This window comes from Rhodoplanes sp. SY1 (genome assembly GCF_046000175.1).
Classification (GTDB): domain Bacteria; phylum Pseudomonadota; class Alphaproteobacteria; order Rhizobiales; family Xanthobacteraceae; genus Rhodoplanes.
In genome coordinates this window covers 17,750-44,077 of the sequence record NZ_JBEOMB010000072.1, presented here as the reverse complement: position 1 = coordinate 44,077, position 26,328 = coordinate 17,750, and the positions used below count along the sequence as shown (strand labels likewise).

General features: G+C 68.1%; 26 protein-coding genes and 2 tRNA genes. 10 read left to right on the top strand and 18 right to left on the bottom strand.

Annotated elements, in window-relative coordinates; genetic code table 11:
• Positions 1–176: 176 nt before the first annotated feature.
• The 3 genes from ABTU92_RS19035 to ABTU92_RS19025 all read right to left on the bottom strand — a co-directional run bounded on the left by ABTU92_RS19035 (position 177) and on the right by ABTU92_RS19025 (position 4,069).
• On the bottom strand, positions 177–977 hold the full coding sequence (locus ABTU92_RS19035; RefSeq protein WP_408093212.1) for an FAD binding domain-containing protein: 801 nt from the start codon (positions 975–977) through the stop codon (positions 177–179).
• 106 nt (positions 978–1,083) lie between these two features.
• Positions 1,084–3,480: a xanthine dehydrogenase family protein molybdopterin-binding subunit gene (locus ABTU92_RS19030; protein ID WP_408093211.1), complete on the bottom strand. Its 2,397-nt coding sequence runs from the start codon at positions 3,478–3,480 to the stop codon at positions 1,084–1,086.
• An 88-nt stretch (positions 3,481–3,568) separates the two neighbouring features.
• Positions 3,569–4,069: a (2Fe-2S)-binding protein gene (locus tag ABTU92_RS19025; RefSeq protein WP_408093210.1), complete on the bottom strand. Its 501-nt coding sequence runs from the start codon at positions 4,067–4,069 to the stop codon at positions 3,569–3,571.
• Positions 4,070–4,424: 355 nt separating this feature from the next.
• On the opposite strand from ABTU92_RS19025, the gene ABTU92_RS19020 reads away from it, so the two are divergent.
• The 5 genes from ABTU92_RS19020 (at position 4,425) to ABTU92_RS19000 (ending at position 7,176) form a co-directional block, all read left to right on the top strand.
• A tRNA-Cys gene (locus tag ABTU92_RS19020) sits at positions 4,425–4,498 on the top strand.
• A 326-nt stretch (positions 4,499–4,824) separates the two neighbouring features.
• Positions 4,825–5,031, top strand: a complete 207-nt coding sequence (locus ABTU92_RS19015) for a hypothetical protein (protein WP_408093209.1) — start codon at positions 4,825–4,827, stop codon at positions 5,029–5,031.
• Between the two features lie 182 nt (positions 5,032–5,213).
• Positions 5,214–5,288, top strand: a tRNA-Asn gene (locus ABTU92_RS19010).
• A 195-nt stretch (positions 5,289–5,483) separates the two neighbouring features.
• Positions 5,484–6,728, top strand: coding sequence for a tyrosine-type recombinase/integrase (locus ABTU92_RS19005; RefSeq protein ID WP_408093208.1), 1,245 nt, complete (start codon positions 5,484–5,486; stop codon positions 6,726–6,728).
• Between the two features lie 103 nt (positions 6,729–6,831).
• Positions 6,832–7,176: a hypothetical protein gene (locus ABTU92_RS19000; RefSeq protein ID WP_408093207.1), complete on the top strand. Its 345-nt coding sequence runs from the start codon at positions 6,832–6,834 to the stop codon at positions 7,174–7,176.
• 982 nt (positions 7,177–8,158) lie between these two features.
• Here the strand turns inward: ABTU92_RS19000 and ABTU92_RS18995 are convergent.
• The 6 genes from ABTU92_RS18995 to ABTU92_RS18970 all read right to left on the bottom strand — a co-directional run bounded on the left by ABTU92_RS18995 (position 8,159) and on the right by ABTU92_RS18970 (position 14,425).
• Positions 8,159–10,192 (bottom strand): phage tail tape measure protein, encoded by a 2,034-nt coding sequence (locus ABTU92_RS18995; protein ID WP_408093206.1) that lies wholly within the window; start codon positions 10,190–10,192, stop codon positions 8,159–8,161.
• A gap of 1 nt (position 10,193) precedes the next feature.
• Positions 10,194–10,673 (bottom strand): hypothetical protein, encoded by a 480-nt coding sequence (locus ABTU92_RS18990; RefSeq protein WP_408093205.1) that lies wholly within the window; start codon positions 10,671–10,673, stop codon positions 10,194–10,196.
• Positions 10,663–11,157 carry a hypothetical protein gene (locus ABTU92_RS18985; protein WP_408093204.1) on the bottom strand — a complete coding sequence of 165 codons (495 nt, stop codon included), beginning with the start codon at positions 11,155–11,157 and terminating at the stop codon, positions 10,663–10,665. The genes ABTU92_RS18990 and ABTU92_RS18985 overlap by 11 nt, the downstream gene beginning before the upstream one ends.
• A gap of 546 nt (positions 11,158–11,703) precedes the next feature.
• Positions 11,704–12,933, bottom strand: a complete 1,230-nt coding sequence (locus ABTU92_RS18980) for a S49 family peptidase (RefSeq protein ID WP_408093203.1) — start codon at positions 12,931–12,933, stop codon at positions 11,704–11,706.
• On the bottom strand, positions 12,933–13,889 hold the full coding sequence (locus ABTU92_RS18975) for a hypothetical protein (RefSeq protein WP_408093202.1): 957 nt from the start codon (positions 13,887–13,889) through the stop codon (positions 12,933–12,935). Before ABTU92_RS18975 ends, ABTU92_RS18980 begins: the two co-directional genes overlap by 1 nt.
• A 32-nt stretch (positions 13,890–13,921) precedes the next feature.
• Entirely contained in the window at positions 13,922–14,425 is a 504-nt protein-coding gene (locus ABTU92_RS18970) for a hypothetical protein (protein ID WP_408093201.1), read from the bottom strand.
• 116 nt (positions 14,426–14,541) lie between these two features.
• Here ABTU92_RS18970 and ABTU92_RS18965 point away from each other — a divergent pair, with 116 nt between their 5' ends.
• Positions 14,542–14,838, top strand: a complete 297-nt coding sequence (locus ABTU92_RS18965; RefSeq protein ID WP_408093200.1) for a hypothetical protein — start codon at positions 14,542–14,544, stop codon at positions 14,836–14,838.
• Between the two features lie 670 nt (positions 14,839–15,508).
• Here the strand turns inward: ABTU92_RS18965 and ABTU92_RS18960 are convergent.
• Positions 15,509–15,703 carry a helix-turn-helix transcriptional regulator gene (locus ABTU92_RS18960; RefSeq protein ID WP_408093199.1) on the bottom strand — a complete coding sequence of 65 codons (195 nt, stop codon included), beginning with the start codon at positions 15,701–15,703 and terminating at the stop codon, positions 15,509–15,511.
• Positions 15,704–16,659: 956 nt separating this feature from the next.
• Here ABTU92_RS18960 and ABTU92_RS18955 point away from each other — a divergent pair.
• Complete coding sequence (locus ABTU92_RS18955; protein WP_408093198.1) at positions 16,660–17,724, top strand: hypothetical protein; 1,065 nt, start codon at positions 16,660–16,662, stop codon at positions 17,722–17,724.
• Positions 17,725–17,726: 2 nt separating this feature from the next.
• On the opposite strand, the gene ABTU92_RS18950 is transcribed toward ABTU92_RS18955, so the two are convergent.
• Entirely contained in the window at positions 17,727–18,470 is a 744-nt protein-coding gene (locus ABTU92_RS18950; RefSeq protein ID WP_408093197.1) for a thermonuclease family protein, read from the bottom strand.
• A 273-nt stretch (positions 18,471–18,743) separates the two neighbouring features.
• A complete protein-coding gene (locus ABTU92_RS18945; protein ID WP_408093196.1) occupies positions 18,744–18,914 on the bottom strand; it encodes a hypothetical protein in 171 nt (56 codons plus the stop codon).
• Between the two features lie 181 nt (positions 18,915–19,095).
• Between ABTU92_RS18945 and ABTU92_RS18940 the strand changes: the two genes are divergently transcribed.
• Positions 19,096–19,464: a hypothetical protein gene (locus ABTU92_RS18940; RefSeq protein ID WP_408093195.1), complete on the top strand. Its 369-nt coding sequence runs from the start codon at positions 19,096–19,098 to the stop codon at positions 19,462–19,464.
• Between the two features lie 9 nt (positions 19,465–19,473).
• Positions 19,474–20,139 carry an SOS response-associated peptidase gene (locus tag ABTU92_RS18935; RefSeq protein WP_408093194.1) on the top strand — a complete coding sequence of 222 codons (666 nt, stop codon included), beginning with the start codon at positions 19,474–19,476 and terminating at the stop codon, positions 20,137–20,139.
• Between the two features lie 332 nt (positions 20,140–20,471).
• On the opposite strand, the gene ABTU92_RS18930 is transcribed toward ABTU92_RS18935, so the two are convergent.
• From ABTU92_RS18930 to purL, 6 genes are all read right to left on the bottom strand, one after another.
• Positions 20,472–20,732, bottom strand: coding sequence for a high potential iron sulfur protein (locus ABTU92_RS18930; protein WP_408093193.1), 261 nt, complete (start codon positions 20,730–20,732; stop codon positions 20,472–20,474).
• A gap of 93 nt (positions 20,733–20,825) precedes the next feature.
• Positions 20,826–21,437, bottom strand: a complete 612-nt coding sequence (locus ABTU92_RS18925; protein ID WP_408093192.1) for a hypothetical protein — start codon at positions 21,435–21,437, stop codon at positions 20,826–20,828.
• A gap of 157 nt (positions 21,438–21,594) precedes the next feature.
• Complete coding sequence (gene grxD, locus ABTU92_RS18920; RefSeq protein ID WP_408093191.1) at positions 21,595–21,933, bottom strand: Grx4 family monothiol glutaredoxin; 339 nt, start codon at positions 21,931–21,933, stop codon at positions 21,595–21,597.
• A 128-nt stretch (positions 21,934–22,061) separates the two neighbouring features.
• Entirely contained in the window at positions 22,062–22,553 is a 492-nt protein-coding gene (locus ABTU92_RS18915) for a RidA family protein (RefSeq protein WP_408093190.1), read from the bottom strand.
• A 299-nt stretch (positions 22,554–22,852) separates the two neighbouring features.
• Positions 22,853–23,092, bottom strand: coding sequence for a BolA family protein (locus ABTU92_RS18910; protein WP_408093189.1), 240 nt, complete (start codon positions 23,090–23,092; stop codon positions 22,853–22,855).
• 67 nt (positions 23,093–23,159) lie between these two features.
• Positions 23,160–25,376 carry a phosphoribosylformylglycinamidine synthase subunit PurL gene (purL, locus tag ABTU92_RS18905; RefSeq protein WP_408093235.1) on the bottom strand — a complete coding sequence of 739 codons (2,217 nt, stop codon included), beginning with the start codon at positions 25,374–25,376 and terminating at the stop codon, positions 23,160–23,162.
• Between the two features lie 184 nt (positions 25,377–25,560).
• On the opposite strand from purL, the gene maiA reads away from it, so the two are divergent.
• A complete protein-coding gene (maiA, locus tag ABTU92_RS18900; RefSeq protein WP_408093188.1) occupies positions 25,561–26,220 on the top strand; it encodes a maleylacetoacetate isomerase in 660 nt (219 codons plus the stop codon).
• Positions 26,221–26,328 lie beyond the last annotated feature (108 nt).

Here is a 26,328-nt window from a genome sequence, read left to right as displayed (position 1 = left end):
AGAGGGTCGGGCGCGCGCGCAGCTCGCGACCGGGGTGAGGATTTACGGCATCCGTCGGATGGCTCGGCACCCCCTCACCCGGACTTCGCGCCTGCGGCGCGAAGTCCGACCTCTCCCCGCTGGGGAGAGGTGCACGGAGAGCGCCGCGGGCCAGAGCCGCACGCGAGACGCCGCCCTCACCCGTTCGCGGCGGCGACGGCGCGGCGGGCCATCACGCCGATCAGGTGGGCCCGGTACTCGGCGCTGGCGTGGATGTCGCTCGCGAGGCCGTCGTCCGGCACCGTGATCCCCTCCAGGGCCGCCGGCTCGAAGCGCGCGCTCAGCGCCGCCTCGAAGGCCGGCAGCCGGAAGGCGCCCGAGGTGCCGGCGCCGGTGACGGCGACGCGCACGCCATCCGAGAACGTCGCCACGAACACGCCGACGATCGCGTAGCGTGACGCCGGGTTGCGGAATTTCTGGTACGCCGCCTTCTGTGGGACCGGAAAGCGCGCCTTGACGATCAGCTCGTCGGGCTCCAGCACGGTCTCGAACAGGCCGGCGAAGAAGTCGTCGGCGGCGATCTCGCGCTTGGTGGTGACGATCGTCGCGCCGAGCGCCAGAGCCGCGGCCGGGTAGTCGGCATTCGGGTCGTTGTTGGCGAGCGAACCGCCGAGCGTGCCGCGATGGCGCACGGCGGGGTCGCCGATCAGGCCGGCGAGCGCGGCGAGCGCAGGGATCGCCTGCTGCACGACCGGCGACACGTGCACCTCGGCGTGGCGCGCCATGGCGCCGATCGCCAGCAGGTCGCCCTCCATGGCGATGCCGTTCAGCCCCGCGATCGTATTGAGGTCGACGAGATCCGAGGGCGAGGCGAGGCGGAACTTCATCATCGGCAGCAGGCTCTGCCCGCCGGCGATCGGCTTGGCGTCGCCGTTCTCGGCGAGCAGCGCCGTCGCCTCGTCGAGCGCGCGCGCGCCGTGATAGGTGAATTCGTACATCCGTCCTCTCCACGTTTCGCCTCGCGGCGATCTCGTCTTTCACCTCTCCCCGCATGCGGGGAGAGGGAACACCGGCGCCTCACCAGGCGCCGGCAGTCGCGAGCCCCTACTCCGCCGCCTGGGCGCGTGGGCGGCGTTGCAGCGCGCGCCACACCGTCAGCGCGCTCGCCGGCATCGGCACGTCCTCGGTGCCGAGCGCGTCCGTGACGGCGTTCATCACGGCGGCCGGCGCCGCGATGGCGCCCGCCTCGCCGCAACCCTTTATACCAAGCGGATTGCCGGGGCACGGCGTCACCGTGGTGTCGACGACGAGCGCCGGCAGGTCCATGGCGCGCGGCATCACATAGTCGTTGTAGGAGCCGGTGACGAGCTGCCCGGACTCGTCGTAGACGGCCTGCTCCATCAGGGCCTGGCCGATCCCCTGCGCGATCCCGCCATGGACCTGGCCCTCGACGATCATCGGGTTGATGACGTTGCCGAAGTCGTCGACCGCCGTGAACCGCTCGACGCTCACGCGCCCGGTTTCCGGGTCGATCTCCACCTCGCAGACATGGCAGCCGGCCGGGAACGTGAAGTTCACCGGATCGTAGAAGGCGCCCTCCTTCAGGCCCGGCTCCAGCTCGGCGCCGGAGAACTTGTGCGCGATGTAGGCGTTGAGCGCCACCTCGCCGAACGTCGCCGCCTTGTCGGTGCCGGCGACCTTGAAGGCGCCGTCCTCGAAGACGATGTCGGTCTCGGCCGCCTCCAGCATGTGGGCCGCGACCTTCTTGGCCTTGGCCTCGACCTTGTCGAGCGCCTTGACGATCGCCGACATGCCGACCGCGCCGGAGCGCGAGCCGTAGGTGCCCATGCCGAACTGCACCTTGTCGGTGTCGCCGTGGACGATCGACACATTGTCGATCGGGATGCCGAGGCGGTCCGACACGAGCTGCGCGAAGGTCGTCTCGTGGCCCTGCCCGTGGCTGTGGCTGCCGGTCAGCACCTCCACGGTGCCGGTCGGGTTGACCCGCACCTCGGCCGATTCCCACAGGCCCACGCCCGCCCCGAGCGAGCCGACCGCCTGGCTCGGCGCGATGCCGCACGCCTCGATATAGGCCGAGAAGCCGATGCCGCGCAGCTTTCCGCGCGCCTCAGACTCGCGCTTGCGGGCGCCGAAGCCCGCGTAGTCGGCGAGCTGAAGGGCCTTGTCGAGCGAGGCGGCGTAGTCGCCGCAGTCGTAGCTCATGATCACCGGCGTCTGATGCGGGAACTTCTGGACGAAGTTCTTCCGACGCAGCTCCGCCGGGTCCATGCGAAGCCGTCGGGCCGAGACCTCCATCAGCCGCTCGATCACATAGGTCGCCTCGGGGCGCCCCGCCCCGCGATAGGCGTCGACCGGCACCGTGTTGGTGTAGACGGCATCGACCGTGCAGTGGATCGCCGGAATCGCGTACTGGCCGGACAGCAGCGTCGCGTACAGATAGGTCGGGATCGACGACGAGAAGGTCGACATGTAGGCGCCGAGATTGGCGATCGTCCGCACCCGCAGGCCCAGGATCTTCCCGTCGCGGTCGAACGCCATCTGGGCGTGGGTGACGTGATCACGACCATGCGCGTCGGCCACGAAGGCCTCCGAGCGGTCGCAGATCCAGCGCACCGGCCGGCGCACGCGCTTGGCTGCGGCGAGCGCCACCACCTCCTCGGCATAGATGAAGATCTTCGAGCCGAAGCCGCCGCCGACATCGGGGGCGACGACGCGCAGCCGGTGCTCGGGCGCGACGCCGATGAAGGCGGAGAGCACGAGGCGCGCGACGTGCGGGTTCTGCGACGTGTTCCACAGCGTGAAGCTGTCGCTGCCCGGGTCCCATTCGGCGAGCGCGCCGCGCGGCTCGATGGCGTTCGGCACCAGCCGGTTGTTGACGAGGTCGATGCTGGTCACGCTGGCGGCGCGCGCGAAGGCGTCGCTGGTCGCCGCGGCGTCACCGAGCTGCCAGTGGAAGATCGTGTTCCTCGGCGCGACCTCGTGCAGCTCCGGCGCGCCGTCGCGCTGCGCCGCCGCCGGGTCGACCACGGCGGGCAGCTCCTCGTAGTCGATGACGACCGCCTCGGCGGCGTCGCGCGCCTGCTCCAGCGTCTGCGCGACGATCGCCACCACGGGCTCGCCGACATAGCGCACCCGGTCCACCGGCAGGGCCGGATGTGGCGCCATCTTCATCGGCGAGCCGTCGGTCGAGTGGATCATCCAGCCGCACACCAGCGGCCCGAGCTTGTCGGCGGCGAGGTCCTGGCCCGTGATCACGGCGAGCACGCCGGGCAGCCGCGAGGCGTGACCGGCCTGGATGCGGACGATGCGGGCATGCGCATGGGTCGAGCGCAGGAAGTGCAGGATCGCCTGCCCCGGCCGGTCGATGTCGGCCGTGTAGCGGCCGTTGCCGGTGACGAAGCGGAAGTCCTCCTTGCGGCGCACGGGGGCGCCGATTCCGGTGGCGCTGCTGCCGCTCGGCTTCTGTCCGGTCCCGCTCATGCGCGTCCTCCCGTGAGCGTCCTCGTCGCCGGGCGGCCGCTCTCCGGCAGCCTTCGCCGGCGACGCGATGTGAAACGCGCCGGGGCGGCTACTCGGCCGCTTGCTGGCGCGGGGAATCACCGTCCGCCATGGCGCGGGCGCCGGCGGCGATCGACTTGACGATGTTGTGGTAGCCGGTGCAGCGGCAGAGATTGCCCTCGAGCTCCTCGCGGATGGTGCGATCGTCGAGGTCGTGTCCCTTGCGGCGGACGATATCGAGCGCCGTCATGATCATCCCGGGCGTGCAGTAGCCGCACTGGAGCCCGTGATTCTGGCGGAACGCCTCCTGCATCGGATGCAGCGTGTCGCCGGTCGCGACGCCCTCGATGGTCAAGACCTCGGCGCCCTCGGCCTGGACGGCCAGCATGGTGCAGCTCTTCACCGCGAGGCCGTCGACATGGACGACGCAGGCGCCGCACTGCGAGGTGTCGCAGCCGACATGCGTGCCGGTCAGCCGCAGCGTCTCGCGCAGGAACTGCACCAGAAGGGTGCGGGTATCGACCTCGGCCTGCACGGGCTTGCCGTTCACGGTCATCGACACGACAGGCATGGCACCTCCGACGCGCTCCCGGACCGATGCGGCCGCCGGCGCCCCGGAGGCACCGAACCGCGCATCGACGTATCTGGAATTTTACGGAGTGTGGCCCGCCCTCGCCGTCACGGTCAAGGGCGAGATCGGAATCGCTCCAAGGCAGCGCCGCGGGGGCGCCGGTGCCGCGTCGCCGCGGCCGCGGGTGCGTGTTCGCGGTCCCCCGGGCGGCGCGTCTGGCCCCCTGCGCGGCGCGAGCGCCGGCCGGCTCGCGATTGCGGTTGCATGTTCGGCCCGAGCGGCTAAACATGCGCCCGCCGAGTCCGGCTCGCCGGGCGCGGCGGTGCGGCTGACGCTCTGCGGCGGGTCGCCCGAAGGCCACGTGGCGGAGTGGTTACGCAACGGTCTGCAAAACCGTGTACGCCGGTTCAATTCCGGCCGTGGCCTCCACTCATCTCTCTTCGCCTCCAGATCACTCTGCTTCATCGATCCGCGTTCCCTCGTCCGGCCGCGTTGCGTCTGCGCGCGCGGCGCCCGCGAAACCGCGCGATCGATTCGTTCGCACGACTTGCGCCGCCTCGGCGCCGCAGCGGGAACGATCGACGCGGGCTCACCCTCCGCGAGCGAGCGCCGCCGACACACGCTTCGGTTAATTCGCCGATAACATCGCCGTCCCGGGCCATGCGGCAGCGTTATGCTGCCATGCAGCAATTCCGCTGGGATCAGGCGAAAACCCGAGCTATATCAACCGCACGAAGATTTCATAAGGTGAGACGATGTCGATCACGTATTCGGCCGGGCATGGCGCCCGGCATGGTGTCGTCGCGTTCCTGCGCGACGTCGCGGCGGCCGTCAGCGAAGGACTGGAGCTGGTGTCGCGCTACAAGGCCCTGGAAACCAAGACGGACCGCGAGCTGTCCGCGATCGGCCTGACCCGCGAGGATCTGCCGCGCGTCGCCGTGCACGGCTGGAAGAAGCGCTGAACGGTTGTTCGACCGAGGGCGCTCGTCCGCATCGGCGGCAGCGCCCCGGTCCGTATCCCTGCCTCGGCGTCCCGCCCCCGGACATCGTCCGTGCGCGAGATCGTTCACAGCCGACGAATTCGGGTTGGCAATCGCCCCGAGGTTTTGTTATACGCCCCCTGCCTGAGCCGTGAGGTGCGTGTTCCCCGGTAGCTCAGCGGTAGAGCAACCGGCTGTTAACCGGTTGGTCGCTGGTTCGAATCCGGCCCGGGGAGCCACTCAGCTGTTTCTGGACGTTCGGTACCGTCTCCCGACGTCCCCGATTTGGCGAAATCACTGAAATTTGGCACTATTTTCGGCTGTGGCGGTCTCGGACCGTCCGCCGACATCTCCTAGTTCTGTTGGTACCGGCGTTGGTACCGACGCGGCGGGCGCCCCTGGGACCGGCTTCGGTACCAACAAGGGTTCCCGAAATGCCCCTCAGCGACACAGCCATCCGCTCCGCCAAGCCCCGCCCTCGGCCCTACAAGCTCTCGGATGGCGGGGGGCTGTACCTCCTCGTTGCGCCTACGGGCGCCAAGCTTTGGCGCCTCGCATACCGCTTCGCTGGCCGACAGAAGGGGCTTGCCCTCGGGGCCTACTGCACGGCCGGGACGCCCTCTGAGACGCTTGTCGGGCTGGCGGAGGCCCGCAGTCGGCGCGAAGCGGCTAGGCGGCTGTTGGCTGATGGCGTCGACCCGGCCGAGAGCCGCCGCCAGGAGAAGCAGGCCGCCGCCGCCCCGACCTTCCGGGAGGTCGCGGCCGATTGGCTCACCAGGAAGGTGAAGGGGGAACGCAAGGCCCCGGGCACGGTCGAACGCGCCGAGTGGCTGGTCCGCGAGTTGTCCACAGCTTTGGGCTCCCGGCCGATAGCCGAGATCGAACCTCCGGAGCTGCTGGAGGTCCTTCGCCGCATCGAGGCCCGCGGACACTTGGAGACGGTGGCCCGAATGCGAAACACCGCCTCGCGCGTCTTCCGGTTCGGCATTGCCTCGGGGCTGTGCGGCCGCGACCCGGCCGCCGACCTCAGGGGCGCCCTGACCTCCCCCACCTCGGACCACCGGGCGGCAATCACCGACGCCACGGGCGTCGGCGCCCTACTCCGTGCAATCGACGGATACTCCGGGCAGGCGGTGACCCGCCTCGCCCTCCACTTCATGATCCTAACGATGGTCCGCCCGGGCGAGGCGCGGTACGCGGAGTGGCCCGAGATCGACGGCTCCGTCTGGAGTATTCCCGCGGCGAAGATGAAGCGCCGGCTCCCGCACAGGGTCCCTCTCAGCCGGCAAGCCCTCGCCGTATTGAAGGAGCTGCGCGTCCTGACCGGCAATGGCCGCCTGCTCTTCCCCTCGACGGTCAGCCGCGACCGGCCGATTTCCGAGAACACACTGACGACCGCCCTCCTCCGGCTCGGCTACCAACGGAGCGAGGTGAGCGCTCACGGCATGCGCTCGACCGCCAGCACGATCCTCAACGAGAGCGGATTGTGGAGCCCGGACGCGATTGAGCGGCAACTCGCCCACGTTCCGCGCGACAAGGTGCGCGCCGCTTATCACAGGGGCGAGCATTGGCCCGAGCGTGTCAACATGGTGCAGTGGTACGCGGACCACCTCGACGAGCTTCGGAGTAATCGCAAGGTCGTGGCATTCCGGCACACCGCTGCGGCGGCGGAAGCCTGAGCGCGACGTCTCCAGGCTCCGTGGCCGGCCCGGCGACGCGGTGCCCGTCCGATCGCGCGAACCGTCGGACGGGCGTGATGGCCACCAGCACAGGAACGAACCAATGACCACCGCAGGCACGTCTACCACACCCGCGACCACCAGCGACGCCGGCTCGCCCTTCAGCACGATCCTGAAGGCCCACGAAGCCGCAGAGGCCGCGCTGGCCGCGGCACAGTCCGACGCGATCCCGGACCAGGCATTCGAGTTGCTCGTCGACTACAGCAATCAGGTCCGCAACGAGGTCCTGAAGGCACCTGCCGGGAGCATCTCCGATCTGGCGGCCAAGCTCTTCTTGCTCGCGGATTTTTCGGCGACCTACGATGTCTCGCCGGCACCCGGCTTCCCCTACGCCGAGATCGCCGCCTCGATCCGCGAGGATGTGGCGAAGCTGTTTCCCGCGAACTGATCGGGTTGCCCGCGCACGCGGTCGGCGCTACCGTCCGGCCGCCTTCGCATCGCCGAGGGCCTGATCATCCCGAAGCACCGCCGCGCTCGGCACCCGGCCCTCACAGGCCGGGTGTTTCTTTTTCAGGCGGCGCACCCGGCGACGAAGGCGGGACGAGAACCTGATCCGCGGCGAGACCGGCCCGTCCGAACGCGCCCTCCTCACCGCAGAGCGGAAGAAGGTCTACGAGGCGAAGCACCCGGAGACGAAGGCTGGTGGTGATCGCCGGTCGGCCGAGAAGCGATCAAAATCCCAAGTTGGGACTTTGAAGGAGGCCGACGCCTTCGTGAACGACACGGCGAAGAAGACCGGGCGCTCGCGGACGGCGGTGGCCCGTGACGCGACCGCCATTCAGACGGCCGCGGCTCCAGCTCACTGCTCAAAGGGACCGTGAAGTTGACGAAGTGAGACTTGGAACCAACCACTTGGCCAGTGTCCGTGCGGAACGGTGATCGCTTGCACGCTGCCTTCAACATACGTTGTGTGGCCCGTTTGGCGATCATACCCTCGCAACCTGATCAACTTACCCATGTTCCTCAGGGCCAGTTCAGCTTGATGACTTTCAACAATGATCGTCGTCACTTCTGCATCTCCATCTTCGAGAAATTGACGTCAAATAGCGCACCTCGCACGTCTGACGACGGCGGGTCTCGATCGGAATGGAAGGATACAGATATCGGTTCGTCGCTGTGGCTAACGCTGTAGCTGGGCAGTGCGCGCGACGCCGTGGCCAGAGACATGGTTGCGGTTTGGCTGCTCGTCCAGAGGGCTGTCGGAGTTTTTTTTCGGCGCCAACCTCACCCTAAAGGTCTCACGGCCGGCAGCAGTGCATCCGTGCTGTCCGGCTCGTGAGGATGCGCCGCGAGGCAGCGCACCACCAATATGACGACGAGCTGGCATGGTGTCCAGGGCCGGGCCTCTCTAAACCCGCTCGCCTTCGTGATCAGACGCGCCGCGGATAGTCGCTGTAGCTGTTGTGGGCCGTCCGCGTGCCCGCGGCGCGCGGCGCACCCCCGCCGCCGCCGGACAGCGACGCCGGAGCCGGCGCGATGCGGGGGGCGACCACCGGCGAGGCGCGCATGCCGGCGAGCGCGTTCAACTTCGCGTGGACCGCTTCCAACTTCTGAAGGGTCTCGTCCAGCCCGACCACGCGGACCTCCGGCGTCGCGCTCTTGGTGCCGAGCTGGTCGATCGCCGTGCCGGCGTCGGACGCCTTCTGCTTGATCTCTTCCGACTGCCGCAGCGGTTCGGCCGGCGAGACACCAGGGCGCGGGACGGCGGTCGGCGTCGTGCCCGTGAAGGGCTGCGCCGGACGTACACCAGGGCGGCCACCGCCAGGGGCCGGCGTGCTGTCGTCGAAGCCCATCGGAGGGATGGCCGGCGGCAGCGGCGTGGCCGGCGTCACCTTCGACTTACCGAGCCCCGGGACGCGAGACCTCCACTTTTCCAGGGCGTCGCGGCGGGCCTGCAACGCTTCGTCCTGCTTCGTGACGACGGGCTCGTGCTGGCGCAGCCGGATCGCTTCAAGATCGAGGCGGGCGCGCTCGCGTTCGATGCGGGCCGTTTCGAGCTGGCCGCGGAGGCGGTCGGCGGTCCACCGCGCGAACGGGCGGCCCGCCTTCTGATCACGTTCGGCTGCGGCAAGGCGTTCCTCGACCCGGCGCACGTTTTCCTCGGCGGAGCGAGCGCGGTACTCCGCCGTCTGCTGCGCATGCTGGCGCCACAGGTCGCGGTCCGCTTCGGCACGCCCCTCCGGCGTCGCGATCTTGTTGAGCGCATCCGACACGACGTTGAGCCGCGAGGCGACGCCTTCCAAGAGGCTCGACACGCCGGCCGCGTCCAGCGATCGGCCCATCGCAGCCCATGCCAGCGTCCAGCTATCCGACAGACGCTGAACCGCAGCCGCAGCGTCGTTCGTCACCTTCACCACGTCACGGTCGACGGTGCCGAGCGCCTTCGTCTTGATGTCGTTCCTCAGCTTCTCGCGCTCTTGCCGGAAGCGAATGATCGCCGAGACCGCGTTGCGGCTGTCGATCTCGCCGAAGAACTTCGGGAGCTGCGACAGGTCGCCCTTGACCGCCTTCTCGGTCAGCTCGGCGATCACATCGAAGAGCTGGCGCCCCTCCCGCTGGCCCTTTTTCAGCCCCTCTTCGAGATCGACGCCAGCCTCTTTGAAATTTTTCTGAACGTCCTTCGAGTAGATTTTGGAGAGCAGATCACGAACACCGTTGAACGCCTGTTCCGAGTTTCCCGTCTGCTTCCGCACGATCTGAAGTGCCGAAAACAGGTCGCTCAGGCTTTCGACGCCGGTCTGTCCGACGTTGTTCCACGCGGACGCGAGCGACGGCATGAACTGCGCCATGTCCTTCAGCTCGAACTGGCCCGCCTTGCCTGCGTACGCCATGCGATCGAACGCCGTTTGCATCTCCGCAGCCGAGATTTTCAGGTTCGACGCCATCGCACCCGATGTCTTCGCCACGTCGTCGACCGCCGCGCCGGACGCCTGTGCCGTCTTCACGATCGGACGCATCAGCGCCACGGCGTCAGAAAGGCTGAGCCCTTGCGTCACCAGCGCGTCGAGCCCCTTCGTCGCTTCGGCCTGCGCGACCCCGTACTCGGCGGCCAGCGCGTGAACCTGACGGCGCGCGCTCGCCACTTTGTCGGCGGACGCTTCGGCCGTGATGCCGAGCCGGGTCCACAGGCGGTCAAGGTCCGCATGATCGCGGAACCCCTGCGTGACCTGTCGCCCGAGCGCGTAGCCGCCGATCCCGCCGAGCATCATTCGAAGGTTGGGCGCCATGGGCATCAGCATGCCGTCGCGCGGGGCACCGGCGCCGAGCCCCCGCCGGCCGACCATGGCGCCGTTCACGGACTTCGCCGCGCCCTCAATCCCGCGCAGTGCGGCCGCAATGTTCTTGGCCGGGCCGGACGCTTGGTCGATGAGCTTGATTACGATCTCTGCGCTTCGTGCGGCCATTCTACAGCCCCCTTCTGATCACTTCCTCGGCGCCGACGTGGTGCGCGTCGACCAGACCACGGGTCCAGACATTCGTCCGCATCGGCGGATGCGCCGTCACCGCCCACTCGGCACGCGGCCACTCTAGATCGCACTCGGCGAGCCGTTCAGCCTCGGCCGCTACAGCCGACCAGCTCACCGGCGTCTCGTTCCCGGCGAGGGCGGCGCCGTGCGGATCGCGATGCGCGACGGCGACCCAGAATAGACCGTCCTCCGTGCTCGGCGCGGCGATCATGAAGGTGCGCGACACGTCGCCCCCAATGTTGATCTCGACCGTGACGGCATGCTCGGGCGGCGGCGTGTGGAGCGCGAACAGACGGTCGACCGGCGGCGCGGCGTCCAGGGCCGCCCGCTCGGCCTGCATCTTGTCGGCAAGCTGGCGGAAGGCGCGGCCGACGACGGCCCACGCCTCCCGGCGAATGTGATCAGGATCAGGCATCATCCACCACCTTCTGTTCCGCCGTTCGGCCCATCTCGGCAGCGGCAGCAGCGAGGCGCTCCCTCGTGTCCCGGACGGCCTCCTCAATCTTCCTGCGCAGCACGAGGTCGCGGCCGCCGATACGCGCGGGCCACGCCTCGATCTCGGCCACGAAGAGACCGCACAGGGCGTCAATCGTCTCTTCGTACTCGTCGAGGTCGACGAGCTGCCCCTTCATGCGCGCGAGCTTCAAGCGAACCATTTCCGCCTGCTGGCGCCGCAGCTCGGAATGCGCCGCGCTCACGGTTGCGCGCGAGCCGGGGCGCTTCAGGTGCGAGACGTAGGAGCGCGTCGCGTCGGCGGCATCGTAGCTGCCATCGGGCCGGCGACGGATCACCCCGGCATCGGTCAGCTTCGCGACCGCCTGCCGCGTCACGCCCCACAGCTCTCCAAGCCCGGTTGCGCTCATCACCAGGACCGGAGCCTTTGACTTCATCGGCATCTTCATGCCACCCCGCAACGGAACCGCAGATATCAGAAGGCCAGATACGTTCGTTTCCCGGGCTGCGCGCGCACCGCGGGCCTGCCCTTCCGGCAGACGGTCCCTAGACCCCCGCCCACCCCATCAGCGCCCTCGCGTGCCCTCTGGCCGCCTTCATGCGATGCGCCTTCATGTTCCTGCCCGGCGCGCGCGAGCGCGCCACCGACCGCGGCAGAGCCCCGGGAAGGGATGCGGTCCACCCCCCACACCGCGCCGACGCGACGGCAATGGTCGCCCTCTCCGAGATCGGCGAGACGGAGCGGCGGGCGGTTGCGAGGCAGAGGGGCCTAGTCGACCTGACCGGCGCGCTGCCGAGCGTGTCAGTGCTCGGGTTCTGCGGCCGCGCTCGGCACGTTCTGAAGTCGAAGGGGCCGGGCGTCGCCCGCCCGCCCGGCCCCCTCTCGCGCGTCGCCGCTTGCATCTGCCCGCCCGAGGAATGAAGCGAACCGGCCCTGCGGCGGCGCACCCCAGCCGGAGCCGCGGGCTGCCGGTCGGGATTGCTGGTCTCCATCTTCACGCACCGCTTCCGGGAGAGACCGCACCACCGTTGCGGATCGCTCCGGGATGCTGGCCGCTGTTCGCGGCGGCGATCGCCTTGGCCCAGCCCGACGAGTTCCCGCTCACCGGGCCGGCCGGCACCGTGCTGACCGCATCGGAGAAGCCGTGGCGGGCGACCAGTTCGCGGTTCGCCTCGGCGACGGCGCGCGCCCACCCGGCCCGGCCGGACGGGGGCATGATCTTCTCGTCGGCGGCAGCCGTCTCCAGGCCGAGGCCGGCGTTCGCCTCGGCGACCGCGCGCCGCCAGCCGGCCGCGATCCGGTCGCGGTGCCCGGCGATCGTCGTGTCGTTGTGCATCAGGCTCACCTTGTGCGTCTTGGCCGCGCTGGACTGCATCGAACTGATCACCGTGTCGAGCGATGCGACACGATCGGCGAGCAGCTTGGTGATGGCCTCGCGGTCGCCGGTCCGCGGGTTGGCGTAGGCGTGGAAGACGCTGGCCTCGGTGGCGAGCGCCTGCTCGACCGAGAGCTTCGGCCGCCCGGCGGCGACCTCGTGCGCGAAGACCGATCGGAGATCGTCCACGCTGGCCTGGATGCGGCCGCGCACGTCATGCGGCAGGGGGCCGAAGGGGTGCCCGTCGACCTTGTGGCGGCCGGCGTGGATCAGGGAGACGTTGAGCCCGAAGTCCTGGAGCAGCTTCGACAGGTCCAGGTGCATCGTGTAGACGCCGATCGAGCCGACCAGGGCCAGCTCGTCGCCGAGCACGATCTCGTCGCTCTGCGCCGCGAGCCAGTAGCCGGCCGAGGCCGCCATGCTGGTGACGTGCGCTACCACAGGCTTGCCGGCGGCGCGGGCCTCGCGGATCGCGCCGGCGGCGCCGAGGATGCCGTCCACGGTCCCGCCCGGCGAGTTGATCGCCGTCACGATGCTGCGAACCTGCGGATCGAGCGTCGCCCGGCGCACCTCCTTCGCGATCGCGTCGTAGGACGTGAAGCGGGCGCTGCCCATGTAGTCGCCGCCGGAGAGCAGCGCGCCACGGATCGGGATCACCGCCACACCGTTCTGGACGGCATAGCGCGGGCCGCTCGTGCCGTTTCCGGCGCCGGCCGCCGCCTGCGGCGCGGCCGCGGTGCTCTCGGCCTCCAGGTACGCCTCCCGGATTTCCAGGGCGTGCGGCTCGTAGACGAGGAGCGGCCGCGCCGCGAGCGCCGCCGGCCACGCGGTGATCGAGGGCGAGGGCATCAGTTCTCCTCCCCGTTGGTGACGACGATGCCGAGCAGCGCCGGCACGGCGACGTCGGAGCGGTGCGCGATCGGCGTGCCCTGCTCGGCCGCCAGCTCGACCAGGGCGACCTCTTCCCGTTCGGCAACGAGCACGTCGCGCTCGATCTGCGCGAGCTGGTCGGCGCGCTCGGCGTCGTTGAGGGCGTTCGCGTCGTCGGCGATCGCGTCGACCTCGTTGCAGAGCTTCTTCACGAGTGCGTCGCGGTGGAGCCACGCCACAACGGCGAGCGCGTCGTGAACGGTGGTCGAGCCGACGCCGGCACCCGCGATCCCGACGTGCACGGTTCCGGTCGGCCATCGGACCAGCTCGCCCCCCTCGATCGCCCCCGACACGTCCGGCGCACCCGCCTCGGCGATGCGGCTGATCTCGGCCACCATGCGCGCTTTCACGATTGCGCTCGGCACCGGCGCTGCCTCCACGCGCCGCCGATCCGCCGTCAGTTCGCGGACGCGGCGGCGACGCGCTTCGATCATGTCGAGGACGCTGCTCTTCTTCGGCACCACGGGCGGGGCCGAGATCGCGTCGGAGACAATCGCCGAGTGCGGCAGTTCCTTCAGCCAGCTCTCCACCCGGTGGACAAGGCCCGACACCGCCGCCGCCTTGTCCGCGCGAGTGGCGTGAACCACGGCAAGCTCGGCGATCTCCGCCGCGGCCCGCTCCATGGAGGCATTCAACGCCTTGACGCGCTGGTCGTCTTCAGACGGTCGCACTCCGGGATAGTGGCGCAGCCGCGCCAGCTCGCGCTCCGCTTCGCGGCGCTGGTCGCGAAGGTCGGCGAGCCGGTCGCCATGGTGGTGAGCGGCGGCGCGCGCGTCGGCGGCAGCGACACGGAACGCCCGGAGGCGTTCGGCGGCGAGCGGCGGGAGCAGGTCGATCGGGTCGGGGCGCTCGCCGGGCCGGCGGCCGGCGGCCACTTCCGCGACGAAGACGCCGGAGGGAGCGTCGGTCATTTTGAGGTCTCCACGTCGTTGAGCTGATCATAACTATGGAGGGCCCTCCGGTTCACGAAAACACCACGCCGCAACGCGCGACGGACCGTCTCCGGCGAAGGGACGTGATCACGAATGCTCAACACCTTCCACCAGATCGCAGCGGGCCGCCCCGCGTGCCGGGTCGGCACCTGATCGGCGAGGCGTTCGCGCACCCACGCGCTCGCCGCGTATCGAGCGATGCCGGCGGCGATCTGCGTCGCCGCCTCGCGTTCGGTTGCATCCGGCCAGAATTTCTCCCGAGCCGTCCTGATCAGATCGTCCCGGGCGGCGAGCGCGGCGAGGGTCTCGGGCAGCCGCCGGCCACGGCCTCGCGGCAGCTCGCCCGCCCCAGGCGAGACGGCGCCACGGGCGCCGCAGGTCAACTCGACCGCGCCGGGCCACTCGACACCGTCCCGCCCGCTGGGGCACAACAGCGGTGGCGTTGGCGGCGCCGTGGCATCATCTATGATGGAGACCACGGGAGCGGACGGGGTCACTTCCGGGCACCGCTCCCGGTCCGGGGCGGCGGCGGGCGGGGCGTGCCTCGGGGGACGGAGTACCCAGACGGGACAGGCTGGGGCTCGACGCGCTTCTGATGCTGCTGCCGCTGGTGCAGCGGGCGCCGGATGCCGTCCCGCCCTTCGGTCTTCTCAAGTCGCGGAATGGTGCCGGCTCGTTCCAGGCGATCGCGTATGTCCTGGACGAAGTTGCGAGCGACGGCGAGACGGGCCGCGATGGCACGGTTCGACTGATCCGGCTCGTTGGTCAACTCGACCGCGACCAGCCGGCGCTTCTCTGCGTCGCCATACCGTCGCAGCTGTTCAACTACGTTGCCGGCGGCATCAAGGACCTGCACTCGGATGCTTCGCATGCTCGACCCGATCAGGACTGAGCCGACGCGTGAGCGTCGCTGGTCGTCATGTTGATCATATTCGAAACCTCCAGTTTGACGTTTGCCCGTGAGCCTCTCGCCTGATCGAGCCAGAAGTTGATCTGTTGAGATTGGCTTTTCGGGACGGGACAGAATTTCTTGTCCCTATGTCCCTGTCCTTGTCCCTCGTCGCGTCCCGGCGCGACGCCGATTTCGCGCCGCTCGCCGTTCCTGTTGGGTAATCGGAGAGGAACAGTTCGTGACGGTTGGAGAGAGGTTCTGAGCTGACAGCTTCGCCTCTGAGGGCGAGCTATCAGCCACGTGACGGCCGGAGCCGAGGACGTCGCAGACAGGCGGATCAGAGCACCTCAATGGAGGTAGGCCGGGGTTGTGCTGTCGGCCTTTACGCTCTGCTTATCAGCGCGGGAACATCGCGCCGCTGATCCGCCAACAGCACGACTACCTGAGGGTCGGCGCGAGCCGGCGCCCTCTCCTGGGCGACCACTCGTCGCCCTTCAGCCGGTGCCCTCCGGCGGGTGCACCCGCGGTCATGCTCCCGCGGAGTTGGCGCAGACGTCGCGCTGGCTATGTGAGCTTGAAGATCACCAGCGGGTCGGTTATCTGAAGGATGCCGATCCGCCGGCATAGAAGTCACGGCTGGCCACCTTGCCCGGGTGGCCGGCCGTTTTCGTTACGCCGCCTTGCCACCTTCGATCTGGCGGCGGAGATAGTTGTCGAGGCTCGCCTCCACGACGCGGCGCGCTTTCCCGAGCTTCACGGTCTCGAAGGCACCCTGCCCGATCAGCTTGTAGATCGACGAGCGGCTGATCCTGAGGCGCTGGCGCGCCTCGTGGACTGTCAGAAGCGTGACCGGTGTACTCGTCATGTTCATCTTTACAGCCTCTCAGATGGGACGGAATGGACGACAAAGGTACAGCGCGCACGGCAATCGACAAATCCGTCCCCTTAACGAAAGGACAGATATCGCGTTGTCTAAAGTGTTATAATTTCTCGTTTTTTTAAAACTCGGACGCACAAAATACCGTCGCAGATCGACCCAAGTGGGTGTCTGTCAGACCAGCGACCGGCTCTTCGATGCGGCAGACGTGCAGCACCTCGCCGAGAGCCTTCGCGCGCGTCGCGTCCTGCTGGACCGCCCGCTCGGATCGGCCGGTCTGCCGGGCGGCGTCCTTCGTGAAGCGGTCGGGGGGCGTATCGTCGCAAACTCTGCGACGAGTTGCCTTCGCCCTGCCCGGCCCGGCCCGCCTTCCTTCGTTGGCTTCGTCTCCGGGTGCACGTCCTCGTAGACCGCCTTCCGCCGCCCGGTGAAAAGCCAGTTCTGTAGGAACGTCTCTTGGCGCTACCGGCGATCAGCCGGTGCAGACACAATTTCTGCGTGCCTCGGCCTACTCCACAATTGCCACTCCGACAATCTTGCGATAATCAGCAGTACATGCCCGGGTCGACCGTCACAGATCTCGTTTTCAAAGAAGCGCTGCCTCAGGAGTTTGGACCCTGTCCTCCCTCCAGCGCTATCCGTCGTGGGTACGATGAAGTTTGGAGGTATGTTCAATCAAACCCTCCAGGTGACAACGACTTCAACTCCTTCGCCTCCGAAAAGCCGCCCCCTTACGGCGTGTCGCCGTGCAAGTGGGCTGCTTGCTCGCTATGGCTTAGCTCAACCGGCGATTACAAAGCACTCCCCAAAGTTAAAAGAAAATATAATTATGTAGCAAAAGTCCAGATAACCGCTGACTGTGGATATACACAACGCGAAGGGAACCATATCTCTTTCTGGAGATTCTCAAACTTCTCGCCGACCATTATAGATGTGTATCCACTATGAAACAGCCGGGCAAACGAAGCGATAAGCCGCACGCCCAGCTTTTATATACGCTCGTCTATTTGGATGAGCCTCAAGTCATACTGCTGGACCACGGGAATGACGCCAAAATTATTGCGGTGGCGATCGAACGCCCTGATATGGTTCATCCTTTTTTCGGCGCAGAGATTTCAGCTGCACAATGGGAGCGCTATCGAAGGGAGTACGTAGACCTCCGGTACCTTTTTCTCCATCCACGCTGGCGAAAATGGTATTTCATCGACCTTGGAGCAGCGGATAGCGACGGTAACGTGCCTCTCAAATCGGCTACGTCCGAAGAACGTCAAAATGAAAGCTTTCTACCCTCTCATGGTTTTTTCGCGCGGGCTCACACCTGCGCGCCTGAGGAGTTACCCACGGCAGTTCTGCAGACGAAGAAGTACTCGATCGACGGGTCCTGGGAACCTTCCGAACTTTCGCTTTTCTTCGCGCGGATATACGATCTTTATTCTTTTTTTCTGGGAATGCAGAAATTCTCCTCAGAGGAGACGACAGATGATCAAAGAAAGATCTTGATCGACGCATTCGGACGCAACTCGTTACACAGCGGATTTAATTACGTGCACTTTTATGGAGACCTGAAGGGGCTACTAAGCTTGGATGAGCGCCTGTCAATGGGAGCAATTGTCAAGCAGTCTCCCGGATTTGTCGACGTTCGTGGCGTAGGCGAAGTCCTAAGTGAGGTTTCACTGTCCTACACGAATTTTATTAACAATTACGAGGACCTCAGAGATAGCTACAATATCCTCCATAAATATCTCTCTAGTGCTAAACTTTTGCGGCGAGCAGACGCCCGTTACGATAACAATAGCCCAATAGCAGCACACATCAAGCAACTCAGCGAGCCGCTTTGCAGCCTCCTCGCGTTGGAATACGATGTGATTTATCGGCTAACTGGAGGCAATCACCTATTGGTAGCCAAAATACTGCTTTCGCACTTCAGACGCTTGGCCCATTACGCTATATTTTTCGACGAAGGTCGAGTAAGTTTTTCATCTACCCTACATGTCAGCGACATAGCGTAAGGTTATCGCTTCGACCGGCGCCAGCCGGCTCGGATAGCGTCCTGTTCCAAACAGAACCACCGCTTCCCCTTCGCGGGCGTCATCACGACCTTGTCGTAATCGACCATTCCAGGGAGGTGGAAAATGCGCTCGCCGTTTCGGTTCACGTTGCCCTTGATCTCGCAACCCGGAGCGGGCTGCTCCAAGCCTGCCGATGCACCGGAAGGCGGGGTCGGCCGTGAGATTGGGTCGGTGGTCGGAGGTGGTCGGACCGGTTCTGGCGTAGCACCACGGGCGATCCGGCGGTGCTCCCATGGCTCAACGAATTCGCCCGACCACATCCCGGCCCGCTTCGCCTTAGCCACGTCCTCCTCTGGCACGTAGCGGTCGGAGTAGCGCCGGAACGCGAGGGCGAACCCGGCCCTCACCATTCCGGCATTCACCTCTGCACCGCCGGCCGTGCAGACCCCCAGGGCTCGCCCGTATCGGTCGCGCCCCACCACGGTGCAGGACACCGGCCGGTCCCGGATCAGCGATCGTAAGGCGCTGGTGGCGAGGGTGCCACACGGCCAGCTCTTCCCCGCACGTCGGCAGCTCTGGTCTTTCTCGGGCGCGTCGATCCCTTCAAGCCGGACGTGCTCGCGGCCGACAACGATGGTGTCGCCGTCGACCACGCGGGCCGGGCCGGCGATCGGCAGCTCGGTGGCTGCGGCCGGGGCGATCGCCGGCAGAGCTGCGACGAACAGCCGGAGCATGCCGAGCTTCATTGCGATCTCGCGCCCCGCTTGGCGCGCGCGGCTGCGCCTTTCGCTGCGGCCTCGTCGGCGCCGACGTTCGGCCCCTCCGCCGTGCAGCGGGTGGTGGGCGGGCTCCCGCAGGTCTTGCCGATATCCTTCCACCCGACGCACCGACCGTCCGGGTCGCGATAACCAGGCCCGCCGCGGCAGCCGCATCCGGAGCACGATTGTGCCGCGGACGATGTGATGCCGAACACCAGAGCGAGGGAGAGGGCGGCTCCGAGCAGGTGCTTCGCCACAGGTTCATTCCTTGGGGGGCTGGTCTTCCTCTGGCCAGTCGTCGGGAAGATTGCCGATCAGCTTGGCGAGCTTGATCATCGACGCGCCGTCGCCCTTGGCAAGCTCCGCATCCCACGCTTCGCGAAATTCGCGAGCCCACCGGGGGCCAGCGACGGGACGGCTCCCGCTCGGCATCCGCCGAGAGCCCTGCCGGCGGCGGGGAGGAGGAAGGTGCCGCATGGCTCGCCTCTGTTGTGAACGAGCCATACTACCATAGTTGCTCTCCGGCGCTTGGCCGACCGTCGTCGGGTCTCTACCCTCGCCGGCCTCTCGGATCGGGTGAACCTCTGTGGGCGTCCGCGACCGCATACCCCGCATGCTCGCCCGCCTCGCGGGCGCTGCCGATGACGCGGCCCGGCGCGAGCAAGCGCGCGAGCTGGTCGCCCGCTGGAACGCCGAGCTGGCGGCCGGGGCCATGCCGCTCTGGTCGCCCTCGATCCGCGGCGCCCTGGTCGCCGGGACGCCGTGGTTGGAAGTGCTGTGCCCGGCGTGCTCGACGATCGGCGCCGTCGACCTGCGGCGGCTCGACCGGCACCCGGAGGGCGCCGTCGCCGCCCTGGTGCTCGGCCTCCACTGTTCGCGCTGCGGCCCGCACGCGCCGATGCCGCGCCTGCTTGGGCTGCACGCCCTGCCGCAGACCGGACGTCCCGGTGCCGCCTTGCCGGAGCCGCCGCCCGGCCCGTAGGCTGCCGGGATGTGCAACCTCTACTCCGTCACGAAGGGGCAAGCTGCGATCCGCGCCCTGTTCCGGGTCGCCCACGATCGGGCCGGCAACTTGCCGCCCATGCCCGGCGTCTTCCCGGACTACGCCGCGCCGATCGTCCGCGTCGGGCCTGACGGACGGGAGCTGGTGACAGCGCGGTGGGGGATGCCGTCCCCCGTGTTCGCCCTGAAGGGCCGAACCACAGACCCGGGCGTGACCAACGTCCGCAACGTCAAGTCCCCGCACTGGCGCCGGTGGCTCGGCGAGGGCTCCCGGTGCGTCGTCCCGTTCACGTCGTTCTCGGAGTACGAGACTACGGCCGAGGGGAAGAAGGTCCCGGTCTGGTTCGCGCTCGACGATAGCCGGCCGCTGGCCGCGTTCGCCGGCATCTGGACGAGCTGGACGTCTGTGAGGAAGGCGAAGGAGGGCGAGATCACCTGCGACGTGTTCGCCTTCCTGACCACCGACGCAAACGCCACGGTGGCGCCGATCCACCCGAAGGCGATGCCGGTGATCCTGCGGTCCGAGGACGAGGTCGACACGTGGCTCCGGGCGCCGGCACCCGAGGCGTTGGCGCTGCAACGCCCGCTGCCGGACGAAGCGCTCCGGATTGTGGCGCGCGGGGACCGAAGCGACGGCGAGAGGGGTGCCGGCTGAGCGGGGTTATGCACAGGCCAGAGCATCCCGGCCGGTTGGTAGATTGGTTGGCACGAGCATCAGAGCGGGACATAAATTTCGTTTTATATTAACGGGTTACGGTGTTTTTTCGGCTCCGGCCCGGGGAGCCACTCAGCTTCGTCTTGGCGTGAAGAAGGCCCGCTACACGGCGGGCCTTTCGCATTTCGGGCGACGCTCGGCACCGCCGCGCCGGTCCGCATGGCCCGGACAATGACGAAGGCCGCTCCGGTGGAGCGGCCTCGAATGTCGCGACCGGGCGCGGCCGGCCTTCGGTGAAGCTGCCGCGGCGGCGGGTTGCCCCGCCCCCGAGCTCACTTCTTGCCGACGTAGATGCGGCACCAGGCGGTCGGGCTGATCTTGCCGTCGACCGTGGCGCAGCCATCCGGCGAACGCCAGTTGGTGCAGTTGTCGCACTGCTTGCCGTCCTTCGGCGTGTCCTGATAGGCGACGGCCTTCTGGGCCATCTTGGCGGACGCAGTCGTCACGCCGGCGCCGATGACGGCGGCGGCACCGGCCGCGGTGGCAGCGGTCTTGAGGAGACGACGGCGGTCGAGATCGGTCGGCTTTTGCATCAGAATCGTCCAGTCGGAGCGTGATTGGAATTATTCCACTCTGCGCTCGCGACCTTACACGATCCTTACAATGATTCCAATCTGAGTGGCGTATTAATACCGCTGGAGCGGTGTCGGGGCGGCCGCTGCCTCGGCGGAGAGGCCCGCGGGCGCCGCCGCGGACGGCACGACGAGACGCGACACCAGCACGCCGATCAGGGTGACGAGGCTGCCGACGCTGATGGCGTTCACGACCAGCATGCTGGCCTGCTGATCAGCCGGGAAGCTCACCAGCGGCGGCCCGAGGCGATCGACGAGCCAGCCATAGGCGACGAAGGGCAGCGCCAGCACGGGCAAGGACACGAGCCGCTCGTGCGGCCGCACCAGCGCGGCGGCGAGCAGCGCGCAGGGGACCAGAAAAAGCTCGAGCCCGCTGTCGCGGCCGACCGCCTTCACGGCGATCAGCGTGTTGGCGACTCCGACCACCGGCAGCAGCAGCCGTCCGGTGAACGAGTTCCAACGCGCCACCGCCGGCACGGCCAGGAAGAACGGCGTCGAGAGCAGCGTCAGCCACACCGGCCAGGCGGCCAACCCGGCGATGGCATGCAGATAGAGCGGATAGAAGGGCTGATTGCCGACCACGACCAGCGCCACCGTCGCGGCGACGCCGGCGAGCGGGTCGTCGACGGTCGCATAGGCGCGCAGCTTGGCCAGGTGGTCGCGCATGGGGCCTCCCGAGGTGATGTCCGGATACGAACGGCGCGCCGGGACCGATCACGGCCCGCCGGGGCCGGCAGCCCGCCTCCCGACGAAAAAGGCCGGAGCCCGTCGGCCCCGGCCTTTCCCGCGAGATCGCGGTTTGCGCGCGACGTGTCGGCGCGGCTCAGCTCGCCGCCGGCGCCTTCACGTCGATGCCCTTGTCCTTCATGAACTGCTGCAGCTCGTTGGCCTGGAACATCTCGCGGACGATGTCACAGCCGCCGACGAACTCGCCCTTCACGTAGAGCTGCGGGATCGTCGGCCAGTTGGAGAAGTCCTTGATGCCCTGGCGGAGATCGTCGTTCTCCAGGACGTTCAAGCCCTTGTAGGGCACGCCCAGATAGTCGAGGATCTGCACCACCTGGCCGGAGAAGCCGCACATCGGGAACTGCGGCGTTCCCTTCATGAACAGCACGACGTCGTTCGACTTCAGCTCGTTCTCGATGAATTGCTCGATGCCCATGGTCGCGTCCCTGGAGGCCGGCCACCCAAGCGCGACCGGACCCGATTTATCGCCCTATGTAATCGCAGTTCTCCCGGCGCACCAAGCCCCTCGGCGCGACTGTGACGATTGGATAGTTGGATTTCAGTTCACTTTTTCGCGGGGGCGTAGAACGTGCCCTCGACCTCGCAGATGTCGTCCTGGTTCAACCGGTCGACCTCGACGATGGTGCGGGGCGGGTACGGCCCCTTCCCCCAAAGCTCCTCCTGGACCTTGTTCACCAGCGGCCGGAACCGGTACATGTCGGTGACGTAGACGACCAGCCGCACCGCGTCGCGCAGCGTCGCGCCCTCCGATTCGGCGATCAGCTTCATGTTCATGAAGGCTTGGCGGATGCGCGCCTCGTCGCCGGCGACGAGCGTGTTGGTGGCCGGGTCGATGCCGCGCATGCCGGCGACGTAGACGACGTCGCCCGCCCGCGTGCCGAGCGCCCACGTCCCCGTCGTCTTGATCCCGCCGGCCGGCGCCAGCGTCTTCACGCCGTTGGGCGAGAGGTCCTGAGCAACGGCGGATGTTGCCGTCTGGCCGAGCGAGAGCACGCATGCGAGCGCCGCAGCCGCGGCGAAGCCGATCCGAGTCATGTCACCTCCGGGGGTTTTTCCGATGCGGCGAACGCCGCACCGGCGAGGGAGCAAGGGACGGGCCAAGTCACCATCCTCGTGTCCCGGACGCGGTGCAACGCACCGCGAGCCGGGACCCAGGGCGTCGGAGACGGCGGTTGCCGCTGCTGTCTCGAAATCGCCCGTGATGACGCCCCTGGGTCCCGGTTCTGCGGCGCATCAGGCCGACGGCCTGACGCGCCTTGTCCGAGACACGCGGCCGTGCACCGGGCCGCGGCCTGGTCGATCAGCCAGGCTGACCCACGACCGATAGTGGCGCCTCACCCCTTCTGCGGCGCCGAGGTCTGCAGCGCCAGCGCGTGCAGGGCGCCCCCCATCTCGGCCTTGAGCGCCTGATAGACGAGCTGGTGCTGCTGCACCCGGGATTTCCCGCGAAACACCTCGGAGATCACGGTCGCGGCGTAATGATCGCCGTCGCCGGCCAGATCCCGGATCGTCACCTCGGCGTCCGGGATGTGGCGCTTGATCAGGGCCTCGATGTCGTGCGCATTCATCGGCATGGCGGTCTTCGCACCCTTCGGTCGCAGCAGCGGTCCCGGTCACTCGGGACGGTTGGACGATCCCGGCTCACATCGTGCCGCCCGCCATGTAGGCGGGCAGCCAATGCTCGAACCTCTCGGTCAGACCCTGTAATTGAAGCGGGCGTTCACCGGAAATCGCAAGTGCGTGCCCGCCCGTGGTCCCCAGCCGCTGCACCGACACGCCGGCGGCCTTTGCGCGCGCCTCGACCGTCGCGGCGGCCGCGGCCGTCGCCGTGACGACATAGCGGGCCTGGTCCTCGCCGAACCAGTAGGCATGCGCCGGCACAGCGCCCGACACGGCCGAATCGATCTGCGCCCCGCAGCCGCCCGCCATTGCCATCTCGGCGACCGCGACCAGCAGGCCACCGTCGGAGACGTCGTGGACGGCGGTGACGAGGCCGTCGGTGATCAACGCGCGGACGAGGTCGCCGTTGCGCTTCTCGACCGCGAGGTCGACCGGGGGCGGCGCCCCCTCCTCCCGGCCGTAGAGATCCCGCAGCCACAGCGACTGGCCGATCCAGCCGGTGGTCTCGCCGAGCACCATGATCGTCTCGCCGGCCGCCTTGAAGGCGACGGTCGCGCTCTTGGCGAAGTCGTCGAGCACGCCGACGCCGCCGATGGTCGGGGTCGGCTGGATCGCCCGGCCGTTGGTCTCGTTGTAGAGCGACACGTTCCCCGAGACGACCGGGAAGTCGAGCGCCCGGCAGGCCTCGCCGATGCCGGCGATGCAATCGACGAGCTGGCCCATGATCTCGGGCTTCTCGGGATTGCCGAAGTTGAGGTTGTCGGTGACGGCGAGCGGCCGCGCCCCGACCGCGGTGAGGTTGCGCCACGCCTCGGCGACCGCCTGCTTGCCGCCCTCGAACGGGTCGGCCTCGCAGTAGCGCGGCGTCACGTCGGTGGTCATGGCGAGCGCCTTCGGCCCGTCCAGCACCCGCACCACGCCGGCGTCGCCGCCCGGGCGCTGCACCGTGTTGCCCATGATGATGTGGTCGTACTGCTCCCACACCCAGCGCTTGCTGCACAGGTCGGGCGTTCCGATCAGCCGCTCGAGCGCGCCCGGAATGCTGGTCTCCGGCTCGATCGAGGCCGGGTCGATCACGGCGGGCTTTTGCGTGCGGACATGCGGGCGGTCGTAGACCGGCGCCTCGTCGCCGAGCTCCTTGATCGGCAGATCGGCCATCACGACGCCGTTCCGCTTCACCACGAAGCGCTTCGACGGGTTGGTCTCGCCCACCACGGCGAAGTCGAGGCCCCATTTGCGGAAGATCGCCTCGGCCTCGGCCTCCTTCTCGGGCTTGAGGACCATGAGCATGCGCTCCTGGCTCTCCGAGAGCATCATCTCGTAGGCCGTCATGCCGGTCTCGCGGCACGGCACCGTGTCGAGGTCGAGCGTGACGCCGAGGTCGCCCTTCGCCCCCATCTCGACCGCCGAGCAGGTGAGCCCGGCCGCGCCCATGTCCTGGATGGCGACGACGCAGCCCTTCGCCATGATCTCCAGGCACGCCTCGAGCAGCAGCTTCTCGGAGAACGGGTCGCCGACCTGCACGGTCGGCCGCTTCGCCTCGGCCGCGTCGTCGAACTCGGCCGACGCCATGGTGGCGCCGCCCATGCCGTCGCGGCCGGTCTTGGAGCCGAGATAGACGATCGGCATGCCGACGCCGGAGGCGGCCGCGTAGAAGATCTTGTCGGCCTCGGCGAGGCCGAGCGCGAAGGCGTTCACCAGGCAATTGCCGTCGTAGCTTTTGTGGAACCGCACCGAGCCGCCGACCGTCGGCACCCCGAACGAGTTGCCGTAGCCGCCGATGCCGGCGACGCAGCCGGCGACGAGGCGGCGCGTCTTCGGGTGACTCGGCGCCCCGAAGGACAGCGCGTTCAGGCAGGCGATCGGCCGTGCCCCCATGGTGAAGACGTCGCGCAGGATGCCGCCCACCCCGGTGGTCGCGCCCTGGTAGGGCTCGATGTAGCTCGGGTGGTTGTGGCTCTCCATCTTGAACACGGCGGCGAGCCCGTCGCCGATGTCGATCACGCCGGCGTTCTCGCCCGGCCCCTGGATCACCCACGGCCCGCTCGTCGGCAGCGTCTTCAGATGGATCTTCGAGGACTTGTACGAGCAGTGCTCGTTCCACATGGCCGAGAAGATGCCGAGCTCCGTGAAGGTCGGGGTGCGGCCGATCAGGGCGACGATGCGGTCGTACTCGTCCGGCTTCAGCCCGTGCTGGGCGATCAGCTCGGGGGTGATCTTCGGCTCGGTCTGGCTCACGAAAGACGCCTTCATATGCTGCACCGCTTCGGGCGAGAGCCATCGCGCGGCACCGCCCCGGCGTCAACCGCGAACAGCGCCGCGGGCCGGCCGGCCCGCCCGCTTGCGCGCATTGCGGCGCTCGGCCACTCTCGGCGAGCCCGTTCCGTTATCGGCCCGCCCTCGTCACCCCCGGAGAGCCGCCGTGATCCTCTACTCGTTCTTCCGCTCCTCCGCGGCGTATCGCGTCCGCATCGCGCTCAATCTCAAGAACTTGCCCTACGAGACTGTCGGCGTTGATCTTTTGAAGAACGGCGGAGAGCATCTCTCGGACCGCTACAAGGCCGTGAACCCGCAGATGCGGGTGCCGGCGCTGGGCCTGCCCGACGGCGACGTGCTGCTCCAGTCGCTCGCCATCATCGATTATCTCGACGAGCGCTTTCCCGAGCCGCCGCTGCTGCCGGCCGACCCGCTCGCCAAGGCGCGGGTGCGGGCCGTCGCCCAGATCATCGCGGCCGACATCCATCCGCTCAACAACACCGGGGCGCTGCGCTACCTGAAGCACCGTCTCGGCCACGTCCAGGACGAGCTCGACACCTGGTCCAAGCACTGGATCGGCGCCGGCTTCGAGGCGATCGAGCGGCTGATCGACCCCGCCCCCTACACCTTCGGGGCGAGCCCGACGCTCGCCGACATCTGCCTCGTGCCGCAGGTCGCCAACGCCCGGCGAATCGCCATGCCGCTCGACCGCTTTCCGAAGATTTGCGCCGTCGAGGCAGCCTGCCTCGCCCTGCCCGCCTTCGACCGCGCCCGCCCCGAGGTTCAGCCCGATACGCCGGCGACCGGGGTTCCGGTCGGCGTCTGAGCCGCAGCCCCCTCCGAACCGCCGGAAAAGCCGCCGGTTCAAACTTTGGACACCATTCCGGCGCTCTGCTCGGACCCGGGACAAGGCCGGATCACGGCCGTGCGCACG